Source organism: Pseudomarimonas arenosa, assembly GCF_014841215.1.
Classification (GTDB): domain Bacteria; phylum Pseudomonadota; class Gammaproteobacteria; order Xanthomonadales; family Xanthomonadaceae; genus Pseudomarimonas; species Pseudomarimonas arenosa.
Window position 1 is genome coordinate 124,018 of sequence record NZ_JACYTR010000010.1, and the last position, 16,382, is coordinate 140,399.

Below are 16,382 nucleotides of genomic sequence, written 5' to 3' on the forward strand. Positions count from 1 at the left end.
AGCGGTTCCCCTACCCAGGAACCTCGCTATGCGAGGCCCCTGGGCAGCCGGCGCGCGAAAATCAGTGCGCATCGATCTCTCCCCGTGGGAGAGGGACTGGGGGGTGAGGGCCGGGTGGCTGTCCCCGAGTGACAAACATAACTCCTTCAATAGAATGCCCTACCCTCGCCCTGAGGCGCTGCGGGGCTCGTTGAGGGTTGCGCCATCGATCAAGAAACTCGATCACGGCTCAGGCGGGCCGTTGACCGCGGTAGCGCACGGCCATTGCGTGCGGTGGCCGGCCAGTGGCTGAGGTCGCCTCAACCGCGCCTTCTTGCTCTTCGCTTTCAGTGTCTCGGTGAGCCTGTGCTAAGTGCCAAGACCGCCGTGAGATGGAGACACCGCTGAGCGCACCATCAACAGCTGGGCGGCGATGCTGACGGCGATCTCATGCGGCGTTTCGGCGCCGATTTCCAGGCCGACCGGGGCGACCAGGGGCGCATCACCAAGCCGAAGCGGTGCGCCTCGCTGATCACTGAGGATCAGCCCTTGCAGATCCTCCGTGACCTGACGAATCCGCTTGCGACTACCCATCATGCCGATCCATCGCGGCGGGTGTTCGGCCAGCACGCGAAGAGCATCCACGTCGCATTGGTAATTGCGGGTCAGCAGCACGGCGAATACGGGTCGCACGGTGTGCAGCGCCTTGCGTAGCTCACTCACCGGCCCGGAAAGGCAAATCGCCTCGTGCAGGGCTTGGGGCTGCACGCAGCCCTCCCGCTCGTCGTATAGCCAGATGTCGAAATCGAGCAGCCGCGCTACATCGTACAGGGCCAAGCCGCAATGACCTGCGCCGACGATCAGCAATCGCGGATTCGGCGCCAGCCTGACCTGCATAGCGCTGACACCTTCCACTCCAAGTTCCATCGAATCCAGGCGCAGGGCCTGGCCGCGCTCAAGCAGCGCCAGCCCTTGCTCTGCCCAGATCCGATCCTGCTCTGAGGCCAGAACGCGCAGCGCGATCTGCATCCGGCCGCCGCAGATGCCGGCCGCCCCTGCGCCGCCGCCAAGGTCGACCTCGAGTATCGGACCGCGACTGTGGCGATCGCGCAGCCGCTGCTGCGCGGCGGCCATGACTCGACCTTCGGCTTCACCTCCGCCAACCGACCCATAACTCTCGGTTTCGCGCAGCAGCATCATGGCGCCGGCCTTGCGCGGCGTGGCACCCTCAGTGCGCAACACGCAAGCCAGCACCAGCGGACCGTCCTGCAACCAGGCGGTCAACTGGCGAAACAGTCGCTCGCTCATGCCGGCGCTGCTTGCTCGGTCGTCGCTGAACTAACCGAGGGGGTGACCGAACGCACCTGCTCCACCGCGCGCCAGATCGCTTCCGGCGTCGACGGCGAATCCAACACCACGCGTTGCAGCGGACCAGGGGCGAAAGCCGCCACCGCATCACGCAGGGCCTCGCGCACGCTGAGTGCCAGCATCAGCGGCGGCTCGCCCACCGCTTTCGAACCAAAGATCACCTTGGTGGTCGGCGGCGCCGGGCGCTGGAACAGATCAAGGCGAAATTCCTGCGGCACTTCGCCCACGGTGGGGATCTTGTAGGTACTCGGCGCATCCGTCAGCAAGCGACCCTGCTCGTTCCAGCGCAGCTCCTCGCAGGTTAGCCAGCCCATGCCTTGAACGAAGCCGCCCTCGATCTGCCCCCGATCGATCATCTCGTTAAGGGAATCGCCGACATCGTGGAGGATGTCCACGCGGCGCAGTCGATGAATACCGGTGGAGCCATCGACCTCCACCTCACTTACTGCAGCACCAAACGCGTAGTAGTAAAACGGATGACCGTAACCCTTGGCCGCATCCCAACTCAGGCCGGGCGTACGGTAGTAGCCGGTCGCCGACAGGCTGATCCGCGCGCTGTAAGCCGCACGCACCACCTCGACGAAGGCGACGCGCTGATCCGGTTGCGTCGCCAGAAACACCTGACCGTCAGCAAAGCAGACCTGCTCGGCCTCGCCGTTGAGGCGCGCTGCGGCAATCGGACGTAGGCGCTCAAGCAGGTTCTCGCAGGCTGCCCGCACTGCCTGGCCATTCAGATCAGAGCCGCTGCTGGCTGCGGTGGCCGAGGTGTTCGGCACCTTGTCGGTGCTGGTGACCATGATCTGGATGCGCTCACGCGGCAGGCCAAGACAATGCGCGGCCACCCCGATCATCTTGGTGTGCAGCCCCTGGCCCATTTCAGTGCCGCCGTGATTCAGCTGCACGCTGCCGTCGGTGTAGATATGCACCAGGGCGCCGGCCTGGTTGTATTCGGTCTTGTTGAAGCTGATGCCGAACTTCACCGGGGTGATGGCCAGTCCGCGCTTAACGTGTCGATTGCCCTTATTGAAGGCATCAACCTCGACCCGCCGTGCGCGATACTGGCTGGACTCGATCAACTGGCTCCACAACGTGTCCAGATGATTATCGACTACCGGCTGACCATAATGGGTCTGGTTGCGGTCTGGGGTTTCGCCCGCGCGATAAAAATTGCGCTGCCGAACTTGATCGACCGGCAAGCCGAGATGGCGGGCGACATGGTCGATGATTTCCTCGCCAACCAGCATGCCCTGCGGCCCACCGAAACCACGGAACGCGGTGTTGGACGCCAGATGCGTGTTGGCTATCCGACCGATGATCTCGACATGCGGACAATAGTAGGCATTGTCGACATGCACCATTGCCCGCATCAGCACCGGCGGTGACAAGTCGCAACTCCAGCCGCCATCGGCCACCAGTTCCACGCACATCGCCTGCAGCCTGCCCTCGGCATCGACGCCGACCTGATAGCGCGCGAAGAACGGATGCCGTTTGCCGGTGAGCTGCATATCCAGACTGCGCTGCAGTTTGATCCGCGCCGGCCGACCGATTTTCCAGGCAGCCAAAGCCGCTACCGCGGCATACTGGTTGGCCTGGGTTTCCTTGCCGCCGAAGCCGCCGCCCATGCGCAGGCAGCGGCACACCACACGGTGATTCGCCAGCCCCAGCACCTGGGCCACCATATGCTGGGTTTCGCTCGGATGCTGGGTCGAGCTGACGATCTGCACCAGCCCCTCGGAGTCGATCTGCACCCAGCTGGCCTGGGTTTCCAGATAGAAATGGTCCTGGCCACCGAAGTGCAACTCGCCGTTCAGGAGAATCGGTGAGGCAGCCAACCCCGCGGTGGCATCGCCGCGGGTCACTCGCGCAGGCGGCATATGGAAAGCCTGCTCGGCAATCGCCTGCTGCAGGCTCAGCCGCGCCGGCAGCGGCGTGTATTCCACCACCACCTGTTTCGCTGCACGCTGGGCCTGGGTTTCGGTCTCGGCCACCACCCAGGCCACCGCCTGACCGTAGTAGCGCACTTCATCGGCCGGAATCAGCGGCTCATCAGCGAGGATCGGGCCGGTCTGATTCAGGCCTGGGATATCGGCCGCCGTCAGCACCGCCAACACGCCAGGCATCGACAGCGCCGCCTCGCTATTGATCGACCCGATCCGCGCGTGTGCATGCGGCGCCTGCACCGGATACACGCTGATCAGGCCGGTAGGCGCGTGCTGCTCGTCGGCATACACCGCGCGCCCGGTGACATGGCCGACGGCGCTTTCGTGGGCGCTCGGCTTCATGCCGCCACCTCGGCTGGCTCGAACTGCTCGCGGATAAACTTGGCAAACAGATTGCCGCACAGGGCGCGGCGATAGTCAGCCCCGGCGCGCAGGTCAGACAAGGGGGTGAATTCGGCGCGCAGCGTATCGGCGATGGCTTCGATCGTGGTCTGATCCAGACGCTGGCCGATCAGTTCAGCCTCGGCCCGCTTGGCGCGCAGCGGCAGCGCGGCGACACCACCAAAGGCCAGCCGCGCTGCCTCGACCCGCCGCTCGGCATTCAGTTTCAACGCAAACACCGCCGCGACGATGCTGATGTCATCGGTCTGTCGCTTCGCCACCTTGTAGGCCGCACTTAGCCAATCATTGCGGCGCGGAATACTGACCGCCTCGATCAGCTCATCGGGCCTGAGCTGGGTCTGCCGATAGCCGGTAAAGAATTCATCGATAGCGAGGTCACGACTGCCCGCTGCGCTGCGCACATGCACGACGGCATCCAGGACCAACAGCACCGGCAACAGATCGCCAATCGGCGAGGCCGTGCCCAGATTGCCACCGAGGGTGGCACGATTGCGCACCTGGCGTGCAGCGAACCAAGGCAGCATCTGATCGATGGCGGCAAACATGCCGGTCAAGCGTTGCTCGATTGTGCGCAGAGCCACGCCAGCGCCGATGCGAACCACCTGGTCGCCAATCTCAATCTGCTGCAGCTCAGGCAGGCGATCCAGCGCAATGTAGCGCGCGGGCTTGCTCTGACCATGGCTCAACACCACACCAAGATCCGTTCCGCCAGCAAACCAGACTGCCTGCGGATCGGCCTGCTTGATCGCCAAGGCGTGTGCCAGATCACGTGGCACCGACCAGCCCTCGGCATTGCCAGACTCCAAGCAAGGCGCATCGGTGCCCAAGGCAGGGGCCTGGAAGGGCAGATCTTGCAAGCGCTCAAGCGCACGTCGGATTGGCAGATAACCGGTACACCGGCATAGATTGCCCTCGAAGCAGGCCTCATCGAGTTGATCGGCCGCCTGCGCGGCAAACAGACTCATGACGAAACCGGGCGTGCAGTAGCCACATTGCGATCCAGCACACTCCACCATCGCCTGTTGCACCGGATGCAGGCGCTCGCCTACGGCCAAGGCCTCTACCGTCATCACTTCGCGCCCCGGCAAACAGCCGACCGGCAGCAAGCAGGCATTCACCGCCTGCCACTGGGGCTTGCCGTCGACATCGGGCAGACGCAAGGCGACGGTGCAGGCACCGCAGTCGCCATCGGCGCAGCCTTCCTTGGTGCCATGCAGCTGCTGGCGTTTCAACCAGCGCAGCAGGGATTCACTGGGGTCGCCAGCGCCCAGACAGTGACGCTGACCATTGAGGAGGATTTCGGGCAATTCAGTCATCCAGCAAGAGTAGCGCCATTGCGGCGCCTCGGGTATCGCCGGCATGCTGGTCGATCCGTCCGAGTTGCGGCACACTGGCCGATCCAATCAAGACTTCGGGGAGTCCTGCATGTCCACCCATCCCTTGGATGATTTCGCCCACGGGCTGCCGAAAGCCGAGCTGCATATTCATATCGAAGGCTCCTTGGAGCCCGAATTGATATTCGCGCTTGGTCAACGCAATCAGATCGAACTGCCCTACCCCGACGTCGAATCGCTGCGCGCGGCCTATGCGTTTACCAATCTGCAGAGCTTTCTCGACATCTACTACGCCGGCGCCAGCGTGCTGATCACCGAGCAGGATTTCTTCGACATGGCCTGGGCCTATTTCCTGCGCGCCAAGGCCGACAATGTGATTCATGCCGAGCTGTTCTTCGATCCGCAAACCCATACCGAGCGCGGCATCGGTTTCGACACCGTGATCAATGGGCTGACCCGCGCCTGCCAGCAAGCGCGCGAGCAGCTCGGCATTCGCGCCGAACTGATCATGTGCTTTCTGCGCCACCTCAGCGAGGAGGAAGCATTCGAAACCCTGGAGCAGGCTAAACCGCATCTGGGCAAATTCATCGGCATTGGCCTTGATTCCAGCGAAGTCGGCCATCCGCCAGAGAAATTCGCCCGGGTGTTCGCCGAAGCGCGCAAACTCGGCCTGCGCGTGGTCGCCCACGCTGGCGAGGAAGGCCCGCCGGAATACATCTGGAGTGCGCTCGATGTACTGAAGGTGGAGCGCATCGATCACGGCGTGCAGTCGCTGAAAGACCAGAAGCTGGTGGAACGCCTGGTCAAGGAACGCATCCCGCTCACTGTCTGCCCGCTATCCAATATCAAGCTCTGCGTATTCCCCGACCTCGGCCAGCACAATCTGAAGCAGATGCTTGACCTTGGCATCGTCGCCACCGTCAATTCGGATGATCCGGCCTACTTCGGCGGCTACATGAACCAGAACTTCCACCAGCCGCGCGCCGCCCTCGACCTCGACCGCGAGCATCTCAAGCAACTGGCCGCCAACAGCTTTGAGGCCAGCTTTGCCACACCGGAAGAGAAGCGTGCCTATGGCGACCGTCTGGAGGCGTATTGCGCGGGTTAGAGACTGTCTCCCCTCTCCCTGTGGGAGAGGGGCCGGGGGTGAGCGTCGGGTCTTGTATTGCCTGAGCAATGGCGACGCCAACCCTCACCCGGCGCTGCCGCGCCACCCTACCCAGGAACCTCGCTATGCGAGGCCCCTGGGCAGGCAAAGATCGGCTCCCCAACCCCTCCCCTCCCCAAACATTGGGGAGGGAGTTCCGGGGCGCCAGCCGGTTTGGCGAAGATCGCCACACATCGTTCTCTCCCACAGGGAGAGGGGAAGCAAGAGTTCAGGTAGATCAACCATGCCCAACGGAAAACTCACCACCCATATCCTAGACACCGCCCACGGCCGCCCTGGCGCTGGCATGGTGCTTGAACTATCTGTTATCGAGAACCGCGGTCGGCGCTCGCTCGGGCGCTACACCAGCAATTCCGATGGCCGTTGCGATGCGCCCCTGCTGCAAGGCGACACCTTCGTTCCCGGCATCTATGAGCTCGACTTTCAGGCTGGCGACTACTTCCAGAAACTGGGGCTGAGCTTGGCCGAACCGAAGTTTCTCGACGTCATCACCCTGCGCTTTGGCATTGCCGATGCCAATGCGCACTACCACGTGCCCCTGCTGGTCTCGCCGTACAGCTACAGCACCTATCGCGGAAGCTAGGCATGGAAGGCTACCTGCTGGATGCCGCCACCTTCCTGCTGCGCTGGCTGCACGTGATCGCCGCCATCGCCTGGATCGGCGAATCGTTCTACTTCGTTGCCCTGGACCGCGGACTCAAGCCGGGGAAACAGGCAGTTCAGGGCCTGTTCGGCGAATCCTGGTCGGTGCATGGCGGTGGCTTCTATCTGAAGCAAAAGTTCATGCCCGCTCCGGCCGAGCTGCCGGAGGAGCTGCACTGGTCGAAGTGGAAAAGCTACACCACCTGGTTGAGCGGCTTCGCCCTGCTGGCGATCAGCTATCTCTGGCAGCCGAGCATTTATCTGGTCGATCCTCGGGTCTATGAGCTGGCGCCGGATATGGCCGTCGCTATCGTCATTGCCCTGTTCCTGGTCGGCTGGGTGGTCTATGACCTGCTGTGTCGGGCAGTCGGCTTTCGCGATGGTGTATTGGGCGTGGTGGTGGGCCTGCTGGTGGTGGGACTTTGCCTGCTGACCACTTCCCTATTCGCCGGCCGCGCCGCCTTTCTGCTGACCGGCGCGGTGCTGGCCACCTGGATGTCGGCCAATGTGTTCTTTGTGATCATCCCCGGGCAGAAGCGGATCGTAGCGGCCCTGAGCCGTGGCGAAGCGCCCAACCCGCTCGACGGCCTGCGCGGCAAACAGCGCTCGGTGCACAACACCTACTTCACCCTGCCGGTGGTGTTCGCCATGCTCAGCACCCACTACGCCGCTGCCTATGCGCATCCGCAGAACGGCTGGCTGCTGGTGCTGTTTCTGGTGTCGGCGGCCCTGATCCGCCAGTTCTTCGTACTCTGGCACAGCGGTGGCCGAGCCTGGGGATTGCTGGCCTTGGGTGGCGCTTTCCTGCTCGGCGCCCTGGCCTGGATGGCCCCGGCAGCCACGCCGTCGGCGGCAGCCAATGGCGGTGAATCATCCAGCGCCATCGCAGTTGCCGAGTCCAGCCCGACGGTGCCCGGCAACATCGATTCCAGCACCACAGCCAGTTTGGACAATGTGCATACCGTGCTGCAGACACGTTGCCTCGGCTGCCACGCCACCCAAGGCTCGATCATGCCGATCGCGCCGAAGGGATTGATCCTGGAAACGCCAGAGCAAATCGAACGCGCCGCCCAGCTGATTCACCAGCAGACCGTGGTGTTAAGGGTCATGCCACCGGGCAATATGACCCAGATGACCGACGAGGAGCGATTGCTGCTGCAGCGCTGGTATGAAGGCAGACAATAACCCTCGTAGGCTGGGCCGTTCGACAGCCCGTAGGGTGGGCCGTTCGACAGGCTCACGACAGGCCTGTGGCCCACCGTCAAGCGCACGATGGTGGGCGGCACGCCCACCCTACGAGTCGGTGGTGAAACGACATCCCGCGTCGGGTGAGCGGTTCAACAGCCCCGGAAGGTGATCCGTTCGACCGCCCCGTAGGCTGGGCCGTTCGACAGGCTCACGACAGGCCTGTGGCCCACTATCACACGATCCGCTCCACCCGCACCGGCAGGCCATTCAAGGCCGCGTTGCCGGACGGCGCATCGATCCGTGCGGGGTCGGTGAGGGCGTTGTAGTTGGCGCCTTTCACCTCGCTTGCCAGGCGCAGGCGTACGCCGGGCTGCTGATGCCCGAAGCCATGCGGCAAGCAGACCACACCGGGCATCATCGCCTCGTCTGCCTCGACCTCCACCTCGATCTCCGCCACGTCCGACGCCAGTCGCACGCGCTGGCCGGACTGCAGGCCAGCCGCGGCCAGATCGGCAGGATGCATCCATAACTCATGCCGCGGCTTGCCTTTCACCAGGCGCTGCGCGTTGTGCATCCAGCTGTTATTGCTGCGGACGTGACGGCGGCCGATCAGGCGCAGCGGAAATTGCGCATCGATCTGCGCTGCGTCCGCCGATAGCTCACTGAGCGCATTCATCAACAGCGCTGGGGCACATTCCACCTTGCCTGACTCGGTCTGCAGTCGGCTCAGCAATGAAGGCTTCAGCGGTCCAAGATCGAGCCCGTGTGGCGCTGCCTCCAGCTGCTGCAGTGTGATCCCACTGCGCCCGGCAGCCAGGCCCATTCCGATCAGCACCTGGGGCGGTGGCAGCGGCTTGACCTCGCGCTGTGCAGCGTTGCCGAAGGCCGTCGCCAGCCCGTTGAGAATCTCCCAGTCGGCGCGCTCGTCGGCTGCGCGCTGTCGTAACGGCGTGTTCAATCGCGCCAGCTGACGGATGGCAAAAGCATTGAAGACGCTGTCGTAGTGATACTGGGTAAGGAATGAGGCCGGCGGCAGAATCAGATGGGCATGACGGGTGGTTTCGTTGACGTAGATGTCGACCGACAGCATGTAGTCGAGTTTGCCCAGCTGTTCGCTCAAGGCAGCGCCAGACGGCGTACTTAACACTGGATTTCCTGCACAGGTGAACAGCGCCCGCACCTGGCCCGGCCCGGGCGTGGCCATTTCCTCCAGCATGGCCGACACCGGCAGTTCGCCGACAAACTCCGGCAGGCGACGCACCCGCGAACGCCAGCGCCCGTAATGACCGGCCGACGTGCCGGGGCCGGTCAGCGGCAGCACCGGGTGGTTGGGCAGACTGCCGCCCTCGCGGTCGAGATTGCCACTGATCAGATTGATCAACTGCAGTAGCCATTGACAGAGACTGCCATGTGCCTGAGTGGATACTCCCATGCGCCCGTAGGCCACCGCTCGCGGCGCGGCCAGGAACTCCTCTGCGATGCGCTCCACCCGGCTCTGCTCGACACCGCAGCGCAGCTGCAGATCGCCCACTTCCACTGCACCAATCACGGTCAGTGCCTGGGCGAGACCATTGAGCTGATCGCCATAGGCCTCAACGCGCGGTGCACTGCGTCGCAGCATGGCCTTGATCAGAGCGATCAGAAACCAGACATCGGAGCCAGGTCGGATCGGGCAATGTTCGCTGGCCAGCTTGGCCGTTTCACTGCGCCGTGGGTCCACCACCACCAGTTTGCCGCGCTGGATCAGGGCTTTCAGCCGCTTGGCCACATCCGGCACGGTCATCAGGCTGCCGTTCGAAGCCAGGGGGTTGGCACCCAGCATCAGGAAGTAGTCGGTGTGATCAAGATCCGGAATGGGCAGCAGAAACTGATGCCCGTACATCGCCCAGTTCACCAGCTGATGCGGCCACTGGTCGACTGAGCTGGCACTGAACACATTCCTTGACTTCAGTGCACGCAACAGCGTTGGCAGGTAGGCCAGATGGCCAAAATGGTGCACATTCGGATTGCCAACGTAGGCCGCCACCGCATCGTTGCCGTGCTCACGCTGGATAGCTGCCAGCCGCTCGCCGGCCTCGGCGAAGGCCTCGTCCCAACCAATCTCTTCCCATTCGCTGCCGCGCCGCCGCAGCGGCACTCGCAGGCGATCGGGGTCGGCTTCCAGATCGAGGATGGCATTGCCCTTGGGGCAGATATGGCCGCGCGAGAACGGGTCATTGGCATCGCCGCGAATCGCCACCGGCCGACCGTCCTTCACCTCCATCTGCAAGCCGCAGATCGCTTCGCACAAAGGACAGGCTCGAAAGTAGGTTTCGGACAAGGCAAAATCCCCGGTCGCGGCGAGAGCAGCTAGTCTGGCATAGGGTGCGTCTTGGACGCACCATTGCACCGTCTCGGCAGGTCGCTGACGCTGACGCTGACGCCGACGGCGACCACCCACCCAACGGTGCGCTCAAGGCGCTCCCTATGGCCGAACGCTGGTTTCCTGATCGGCGATAATCTCCACATCACGCGTCGTTCCACCGATGGCCAGCTGATAGCGACCGGCTTTCAGTTCCACCGCCTCGCCGCCGACGAATCCTGCCGCGACTCGCTTGCCGGCCTGACTGACAAGGTAGGGCCGGCGCACCGACTGCAATACGCCGCGCGCCAGGGCGTCCCCGTCCTTGGCTGAGTAGTAGGCGCCGGCTCCAAGCTCAGCCCAGGCCTGGAACTGCTGCTCCAGCGCGTACTCATCGACAGCGAAACCGACGATGTTCAGCACCAGATCGAATCCTTGTGCTTGCAGACCACGGATGGCCGCCTCGGGATCGCCATCACAGGTTTCCTCACCGTCGGTGACCAGCACCACCACGGCCGGGCCTTCCACGCCGGCAAGATCGCCAGCCACTGCCGCCAGGGAGTCGGCGATGGGCGTCTTGGCCAGATTCTTCGCCTGGATGGCATTGATGGCAGCGCTGAGCTGGGCTCGATCGAGCGCAGCCAAGGGCTGTAGCAGCTCGGTATCGCAGGCATCGGGTTTGCGATGACCAAACACACGCAGCGACACCCGGGTGCTGTCGGCCAAACCTTCGCTAACCAATCGATTCAGCGCAGCTCGAGCGAGATCGATTCGCCGCGTGCCATCGAGCTTCTGCAGCATGCTGCCTGAGGCATCGAGAATCAGTGCGACCGCCGGACCCGAGCTGCCCGCCGTTTCACCGTTGGCAGCCAATACACGCAGCGTTCCGACCGCGGCTGCCGGGGTAACGTGCAAGGGCCGACTGGCCAGCGACACATCGTCGCGTCCGGTCAGATAATGCACTTCGTATTGGCCCGCTTCTCGCGGCGCCGCCAGCCCCAACGGACTGCCGCGCTTGGTATAGGTATAGCTGAGATAGCTCTTGGGTTTACCGACTTCGGTCACCGCAATGTAGTCGAGCTCGTTGTTCGGCCCCTTCCATGCCACCTTGATTTCGCTGCCTGCTTCAACGCTGGCTGGCGACTCGACGCTGGCTGTCACCGCACCGACTTCAATCGCCTTGCGCACCAGAATCCGACTGCTGTCGGCGGTGAGGTAGCGCACTTCATAAGTGCCGGCCTGCTCCGGAACCGGCAGTTTCACCGGCGATCTCTTGGTATAGACGTACTGCTGGTAATCGCGCGGGGCCGCCTCCGGCGCGACGATGGTGATGTAGTCACGCGGATTGCCCGGCCCTTTCCAGCTGATTTCAATCGTGCTGCCGGCAGCGGCACTGGCGGGCAGCTCAAGGCTGGCCTCGATATCGCCCACCTCGATGCGACGACGAGCCAGCGTCTTGTAGGCGTTGCCGCTGAGAAAGCGCAGCTCGTAGCTGCCGGGCTCACTCGGCGTGGTCAAGGTCAGCGAGCCGCTGCCCGCACCGCGGGTGTACTGATACTGTTCGTAATTGCCCTCCGGCGTATCGACCGGCACCAAGGTGATGTATTCACCGCTGCCGCTGGGGCCGCGCCAATCGATCTTCACCGCGGTACCGATCGGCGCCTGCTCCGGCGCCTGCAAGCTGGCCTCGGGGATCAGCAAGCGAATCGGCCTTTTGCTCAGGGTGGGATACGGCCGCTCCGGGCCTAATAGCCGCAATTCGTACTCACCCGGCTCGCTGGGCATGCGCAGCTTGAGCTTGCCGGGCTTGGCATACACGTAGTCGCCATAGCTGCCCTCCGCCGCCTCCGGCAGCAGGGCACTGATGAAACTGCGCACCGGCGCATCACCGACCACGGTGATCTCCACCATGCTGTCAATCGAAGCACTGGCCGGTGCTTCGAGCTGTTGTGCGAAGGACACCCGACAGCAGCCAAGCAGCAAGAAAGCAGCAAGTATTTGTTTCGAGCGTGACACGGCGGCTCCTGAGCAGGACGACGGGGGCGTTGGCGGCATGGCGGCCGCGAGGCCGCCAGTCTGCGCAAGCGCGGCGTGTGATGCAATCCGAGTGACCTGTGCGGGTCCCGCCAACGATTCAGCGCTGAGCGAGGTGATCGAGGATGCGTGCCAGAAGCTGCTGCCGGTCGCGCGTGGTCGGAGCCACACGCTGCACATCGGGCACACGTTCGATGCCGATGCCGTGGCGGGCAAACGCCCACTTCGTTCCCATCACCACCTGCGGCATCACTTCGATCACCTCGATACGCGTGGTGTCCGCGCCGGCCTCACGCAGGTGGACGACAAATTGGCAGCTGAACGGCAGCACCCGTTGATCCTGCACATATTCGCTGTCCCAGTAGTGCGGCCCGGTAGGTTGGTACAGATACAGATCCTGCCCCCGCACCTCCTCACTTAACCCAAGGTAACGCCTTAGAGCAGGGTTCAGGGCGGACTCCTGGCGCAGCACGTGATCAGCCGGAGCACCCACCTGCTGCTGCGAAGCCGCCCTCAGCGGCACGGCTTCGAACAGGTGCAGTCGGTCGCTGGCCGGAAAGCGGTTCGGCGACTCCGCCGCCCGACCATCATTGAACAGGGTCCACAATCCTGCCCGCACAGCAGATAGCGACAGTGGCACGTCCGCGGCAACCTCGTCCTGCACGGGGTCGACCCTTTGCACCGGCAAAGGGTCGGCACAGGCACTCAAGCTCGATACCGCCAACAGCAGCCAGACGAGTGGGGCTGCCGTGCGCCACCGATTCACTGGCGACGAGCGGCAGCCACTTATTGCATCGCTTAGTTGCACGTGGTGGAGTCATGGGCCGCTGCGGGAGGCTCGCAGCTGCCTCCGCGCTGGTGCGGCACGCAAACATCGACGCGTGCTGAACACTCACTACCGACACTGTTCGATGCGGTGAACAACACCGAGTACACGCGGCCATTCCTGTTACCGGCACGCTCTGCTCGCACTTCCGCCACGGCCGATCCAACCCCGCGCGCATCAGGGCAGGTGGCGCCGCTGCCAGACGCCCCAGTGGGTTCGTTCTGGGTGATTGCATCGATGATCACATCCACCGCTCCGCCATCGCTGCTGCTCAGATCGCTGATGGTAACCGGCACGAATGAGTGATTGGGAGGCCAGATCATCGATGGCGATGCCTGCGCAGCACTGCAGTCCACTGTGGCGATGCCTGCGCAGCACTGCAGTCCACTGTGGCCACGGTCACCCGACTGCGCACCACAGCATAGTTGCGAATCGCGCTGTCCGCATTTCCTTCGGCGGTGACCGTCAGCGTGTGAGTCAGCCCCTCTTCGATAGAGCTGGGCACGATCAGATCGACCATCACTTGGGTAGCGCCGCTCCCGATAGCCCCGCAGCCTCTTGTTTCAGCAAGACGCAGATTTCGCTTGACAAACTTTTTTAATTCCATAATTCTGGAATTATGGAAACTACACTAGCACTCAAAGCCCTGGCCGCGCTCAGCCATGAATCGAGACTGGCCGCGTTCCGTTATCTGGTCCAGGCCGGCCCGGATGGCCTGGCGGTGGGCGAACTGCGCGAGCGGCTCGACTTGCCGCCGGCCACCCTCAGCGCCCATCTCAACGTGCTGCGGCAGGCCGATCTGGTGCAGGACCAGCGCCAGGGTCGGGTCATCCGAGTGCGCGCCGACTACGGCCAGATGAACGCCCTGCTTGCCTATCTCACCGAAAACTGCTGTGCCGGAAGTTCCTCCTGCACGCCCTCAACACCCTGCAAGTCCTGAAGGAGCCCCCATGAATCGCTTCCACGTCCACCTGAATGTCGCCGATCTGGAACAGAATATCCGCTTCTATAGCCAGCTGTTTGGTGCGCAGCCATCGGTGCAGAAGCACGATTACGCCAAGTGGCTGCTGGATGATCCGCAGCTCAACTTCGCTATCTCCACCCAAGGTGAGGCGGGCCGCATCGCCCACCTCGGATTCCAGGTCGATAGCGACCAAGGCCTGGCCGACATTGGTGCCCGCCTCAAGGCCGCTGGCAGCAGTGTGTTGCCCGAGGATGCCACCGTCTGTTGCTATGCCCAGTCCGACAAGCTGTGGACGGAAGACCCGCAGGGCATCCACTGGGAAAGTTTTCATACCTTCGGCGAGGCCACTACCTACTTCGCCGCGGAAGCGGCCTGTGCCACCGACGGCAGCAGCTGCACGCCTGATCCGGCCAAGATGAAACCGCAGACTCAGGCTTCGGCGAGCTGCTGCGCACCGGCCTCCGCCTGCTGCTAGGTATCTGCCCGATGAAACCACGTGTATTGTTCGTCTGCGTTGAAAACGCCAATCGCAGCCAGATGGCCGAAGCTTTCGCCAAGTTGTACGGTGGCGATCGGATCGAGGCATACAGCGCCGGCTCAAAGCCTTCGGGCGTGATCAATCCGAAAGCAATTCGCTTCATGGCCGAGCTCGACTACGACCTGGGCCAGCATCGTTCCAAGTCACTGAGCGAAATCAACGGCGAATTCGATGCCGTGATCACCATGGGCTGTGGCGACAACTGCCCCTGGATACCGGCCAAACGACGCGAAGACTGGCAGCTGGCCGATCCCAAGCACATGGATGACGAGGCGTATCGAGCGGTGCGCGATGATATCGGCCGTCGGGTACAGGCCCTGCTGGAGGCGCTGATATGAACCGCAGGCAGGCCCTGTGCGCCGAATTCCTGGGCACGGCGGCCTTGCTGGCTGCCGTGGTGGGCTCGGGCATCATGGGCGCTTCGCTTTCAGCCGGCAATACGGCGGTCGCCCTCCTGGCCAATGCGGCGGCTACCGCCGCGGCGCTGTATGTGCTGATCACCTGCTTGGGGCCAATCTCGGCTGCGCACTTCAACCCGGCGGTCAGCCTGGTCATGGCCTTGCGCGGCCACTTGAGTCGCGGACAAGCCTTGAGCTATGTCAGCGTGCAGATACTCGGAGCGGTCGCCGGCGTGTTGCTGGCGCATGCCATGTTCGATCTTCCACTGCTGCAATCCGGTGTGCAGGTGCGCAGCGGCCTCAGTCAATGGATCAGCGAAGCGGTGGCTACCTGTGGATTGCTGTTGACCATTCTGCTTGGCCTGCGTCACCGCCCGCAGTCGGTGGCCGCCCTGGTGGCCTGCTACATCGGCGCCGCCTACTGGTTCACCGCCAGCACCTCATTCGCTAATCCCGCGGTGACCTTGGCGCGGGGGTTGACCCAGACCTTTGCCGGCATTCGACCGGATGACATGGCGGGATTTATCGTCGCCCAGTTTATTGGCGCACTGCTGGCCGTATTCGCAATGCGGCTGTTGGCCGTGGACAGCACTGGTGAGCCGAAATCGCACCCGGCCCAGGGCGCTGTCGCCGACGCCGTCCCCGGCGCTGAGCCATGAGCCGCATCCGCCCGGCCGGCGCCCGCGATCGCAGTGCCATTCGCCAGCTGTTGCACGAAGCCGGTTTGCCCACCGCGGATCTGGAGCATTCGGCGATCGATTTCTGGGTGATCGGCGAAGCAGATCGCATCATCGCAGCCATTGGCCTCGAGACCTTTCAGCCTAGCGGCCTGCTGCGCTCGCTGGTGGTGGCGCCAGAACAGCGTGGCCGTGGCCTCGGCCAGGCCTTGCTGGCGCATCTGGAGTCGACCGCGCAAGCTCGCCAACTCAACGCGCTCTATTTGCTGACCCTGGATGCCGACGGCTTCTTCCAACGACTCGGCTATCGGTCCGTGCCCCGTCACACTGCGCCTGCGGCCATCCTCCATAGCCAGGAATTCCACTCGTTGTGCCCGGCATCGGCGCTGTGCATGCTGAAGTCGCTGGCGCTGACCGACCGCGACTGAGTTGGCCGCAACACCAGGCCACATCCCTTGCCAGCCCGGATATTTCATGAGGGGGCGCGGATGATCACCGAGGACTTTGCGTCGAGTGCAAGGCGCGACGAGCCCAAGTGGTGGGCCCACTTGGGCGAGATCGGGACGCAGTCCCGCGTAGCTGC

At 63.6% G+C, this 16,382-nt stretch carries 16 protein-coding genes; 8 read left to right on the forward strand and 8 right to left on the reverse strand.

What is annotated here, in order from left to right:
• Positions 1-348: 348 nt before the first annotated feature.
• The 3 genes from IFO71_RS07675 to IFO71_RS07685 are packed head-to-tail and all read right to left on the reverse strand — an operon-like array spanning position 349 to position 5,050.
• The gene (locus IFO71_RS07675; RefSeq protein ID WP_192028962.1) at positions 349-1,287 is read right to left on the reverse strand and encodes an XdhC family protein; all 939 of its coding nucleotides are present in this window, start codon (positions 1,285-1,287) and stop codon (positions 349-351) included.
• Entirely contained in the window at positions 1,284-3,629 is a 2,346-nt protein-coding gene (xdhB, locus tag IFO71_RS07680; RefSeq protein WP_192028963.1) for a xanthine dehydrogenase molybdopterin binding subunit, read from the reverse strand. The genes IFO71_RS07675 and xdhB overlap by 4 nt, the downstream gene beginning before the upstream one ends.
• Positions 3,626-5,050 carry a xanthine dehydrogenase small subunit gene (locus tag IFO71_RS07685; protein ID WP_225444471.1) on the reverse strand — a complete coding sequence of 475 codons (1,425 nt, stop codon included), beginning with the start codon at positions 5,048-5,050 and terminating at the stop codon, positions 3,626-3,628. The genes xdhB and IFO71_RS07685 overlap by 4 nt, the downstream gene beginning before the upstream one ends.
• A gap of 64 nt (positions 5,051-5,114) precedes the next feature.
• Between IFO71_RS07685 and IFO71_RS07690 the strand changes: the two genes are divergently transcribed.
• The 3 genes from IFO71_RS07690 (at position 5,115) to IFO71_RS07700 (ending at position 8,018) form a co-directional block, all read left to right on the forward strand.
• Positions 5,115-6,131, forward strand: coding sequence for an adenosine deaminase (locus IFO71_RS07690; protein WP_192028964.1), 1,017 nt, complete (start codon positions 5,115-5,117; stop codon positions 6,129-6,131).
• 283 nt (positions 6,132-6,414) lie between these two features.
• Positions 6,415-6,774 carry a hydroxyisourate hydrolase gene (uraH, locus tag IFO71_RS07695; protein WP_192028965.1) on the forward strand — a complete coding sequence of 120 codons (360 nt, stop codon included), beginning with the start codon at positions 6,415-6,417 and terminating at the stop codon, positions 6,772-6,774.
• 2 nt (positions 6,775-6,776) lie between these two features.
• Complete coding sequence (locus IFO71_RS07700) at positions 6,777-8,018, forward strand: urate hydroxylase PuuD (protein WP_192028966.1); 1,242 nt, start codon at positions 6,777-6,779, stop codon at positions 8,016-8,018.
• 235 nt (positions 8,019-8,253) lie between these two features.
• On the opposite strand, the gene IFO71_RS07705 is transcribed toward IFO71_RS07700, so the two are convergent.
• The 5 genes from IFO71_RS07705 to IFO71_RS07725 all read right to left on the reverse strand — a co-directional run bounded on the left by IFO71_RS07705 (position 8,254) and on the right by IFO71_RS07725 (position 13,727).
• Entirely contained in the window at positions 8,254-10,341 is a 2,088-nt protein-coding gene (locus tag IFO71_RS07705; protein WP_192028967.1) for a molybdopterin-dependent oxidoreductase, read from the reverse strand.
• 144 nt (positions 10,342-10,485) lie between these two features.
• Positions 10,486-12,378 (reverse strand): VWA domain-containing protein, encoded by a 1,893-nt coding sequence (locus IFO71_RS22295; RefSeq protein WP_192028968.1) that lies wholly within the window; start codon positions 12,376-12,378, stop codon positions 10,486-10,488.
• 118 nt (positions 12,379-12,496) lie between these two features.
• A complete protein-coding gene (locus IFO71_RS07715) occupies positions 12,497-13,105 on the reverse strand; it encodes a hypothetical protein (RefSeq protein ID WP_192028969.1) in 609 nt (202 codons plus the stop codon).
• A gap of 89 nt (positions 13,106-13,194) precedes the next feature.
• Positions 13,195-13,545, reverse strand: coding sequence for a hypothetical protein (locus IFO71_RS07720; RefSeq protein ID WP_192028970.1), 351 nt, complete (start codon positions 13,543-13,545; stop codon positions 13,195-13,197).
• On the reverse strand, positions 13,542-13,727 hold the full coding sequence (locus IFO71_RS07725; protein WP_192028971.1) for a hypothetical protein: 186 nt from the start codon (positions 13,725-13,727) through the stop codon (positions 13,542-13,544). The genes IFO71_RS07720 and IFO71_RS07725 overlap by 4 nt, the downstream gene beginning before the upstream one ends.
• A gap of 114 nt (positions 13,728-13,841) precedes the next feature.
• On the opposite strand from IFO71_RS07725, the gene IFO71_RS07730 reads away from it, so the two are divergent.
• The 5 genes from IFO71_RS07730 to arsN2 are packed head-to-tail and all read left to right on the forward strand — an operon-like array spanning position 13,842 to position 16,227.
• Positions 13,842-14,162: an ArsR/SmtB family transcription factor gene (locus tag IFO71_RS07730; protein ID WP_192028972.1), complete on the forward strand. Its 321-nt coding sequence runs from the start codon at positions 13,842-13,844 to the stop codon at positions 14,160-14,162.
• Positions 14,163-14,172: 10 nt separating this feature from the next.
• Positions 14,173-14,661 (forward strand): ArsI/CadI family heavy metal resistance metalloenzyme, encoded by a 489-nt coding sequence (locus tag IFO71_RS07735; RefSeq protein WP_192028973.1) that lies wholly within the window; start codon positions 14,173-14,175, stop codon positions 14,659-14,661.
• Between the two features lie 11 nt (positions 14,662-14,672).
• Positions 14,673-15,062, forward strand: coding sequence for an arsenate reductase ArsC (locus IFO71_RS07740; RefSeq protein WP_192028974.1), 390 nt, complete (start codon positions 14,673-14,675; stop codon positions 15,060-15,062).
• Positions 15,059-15,781, forward strand: a complete 723-nt coding sequence (locus IFO71_RS07745; RefSeq protein ID WP_192028975.1) for an aquaporin — start codon at positions 15,059-15,061, stop codon at positions 15,779-15,781. The genes IFO71_RS07740 and IFO71_RS07745 overlap by 4 nt, the downstream gene beginning before the upstream one ends.
• Positions 15,778-16,227, forward strand: a complete 450-nt coding sequence (gene arsN2 / locus IFO71_RS07750) for an arsenic resistance N-acetyltransferase ArsN2 (protein WP_192028976.1) — start codon at positions 15,778-15,780, stop codon at positions 16,225-16,227. The genes IFO71_RS07745 and arsN2 overlap by 4 nt, the downstream gene beginning before the upstream one ends.
• Positions 16,228-16,382: the final 155 nt, after the last annotated feature.

Excerpts from the sequence above, each read along its gene's own strand:
- IFO71_RS07730 (WP_192028972.1), top strand. The coding sequence starts at position 13,842 with ATGGAAACTACACTAGCACTCAAAGCCCTGGCCGCGCTCAGCCATGAA.
- arsN2 (WP_192028976.1), top strand. The coding sequence starts at position 15,778 with ATGAGCCGCATCCGCCCGGCCGGCGCCCGCGATCGCAGTGCCATTCGC.
- IFO71_RS07735 (WP_192028973.1), top strand. The coding sequence starts at position 14,173 with ATGAATCGCTTCCACGTCCACCTGAATGTCGCCGATCTGGAACAGAAT.
- IFO71_RS07720 (WP_192028970.1), bottom strand. The coding sequence starts at position 13,545 with ATGATCTGGCCTCCCAATCACTCATTCGTGCCGGTTACCATCAGCGAT.
- xdhB (WP_192028963.1), bottom strand. The coding sequence starts at position 3,629 with ATGAAGCCGAGCGCCCACGAAAGCGCCGTCGGCCATGTCACCGGGCGC.
- IFO71_RS07745 (WP_192028975.1), top strand. The coding sequence starts at position 15,059 with ATGAACCGCAGGCAGGCCCTGTGCGCCGAATTCCTGGGCACGGCGGCC.
- IFO71_RS07740 (WP_192028974.1), top strand. The coding sequence starts at position 14,673 with ATGAAACCACGTGTATTGTTCGTCTGCGTTGAAAACGCCAATCGCAGC.
- IFO71_RS07675 (WP_192028962.1), bottom strand. The coding sequence starts at position 1,287 with ATGAGCGAGCGACTGTTTCGCCAGTTGACCGCCTGGTTGCAGGACGGT.
- uraH (WP_192028965.1), top strand. The coding sequence starts at position 6,415 with ATGCCCAACGGAAAACTCACCACCCATATCCTAGACACCGCCCACGGC.
- IFO71_RS07700 (WP_192028966.1), top strand. The coding sequence starts at position 6,777 with ATGGAAGGCTACCTGCTGGATGCCGCCACCTTCCTGCTGCGCTGGCTG.
- IFO71_RS07690 (WP_192028964.1), top strand. The coding sequence starts at position 5,115 with ATGTCCACCCATCCCTTGGATGATTTCGCCCACGGGCTGCCGAAAGCC.
- IFO71_RS07685 (WP_225444471.1), bottom strand. The coding sequence starts at position 5,050 with ATGCCGGCGATACCCGAGGCGCCGCAATGGCGCTACTCTTGCTGGATG.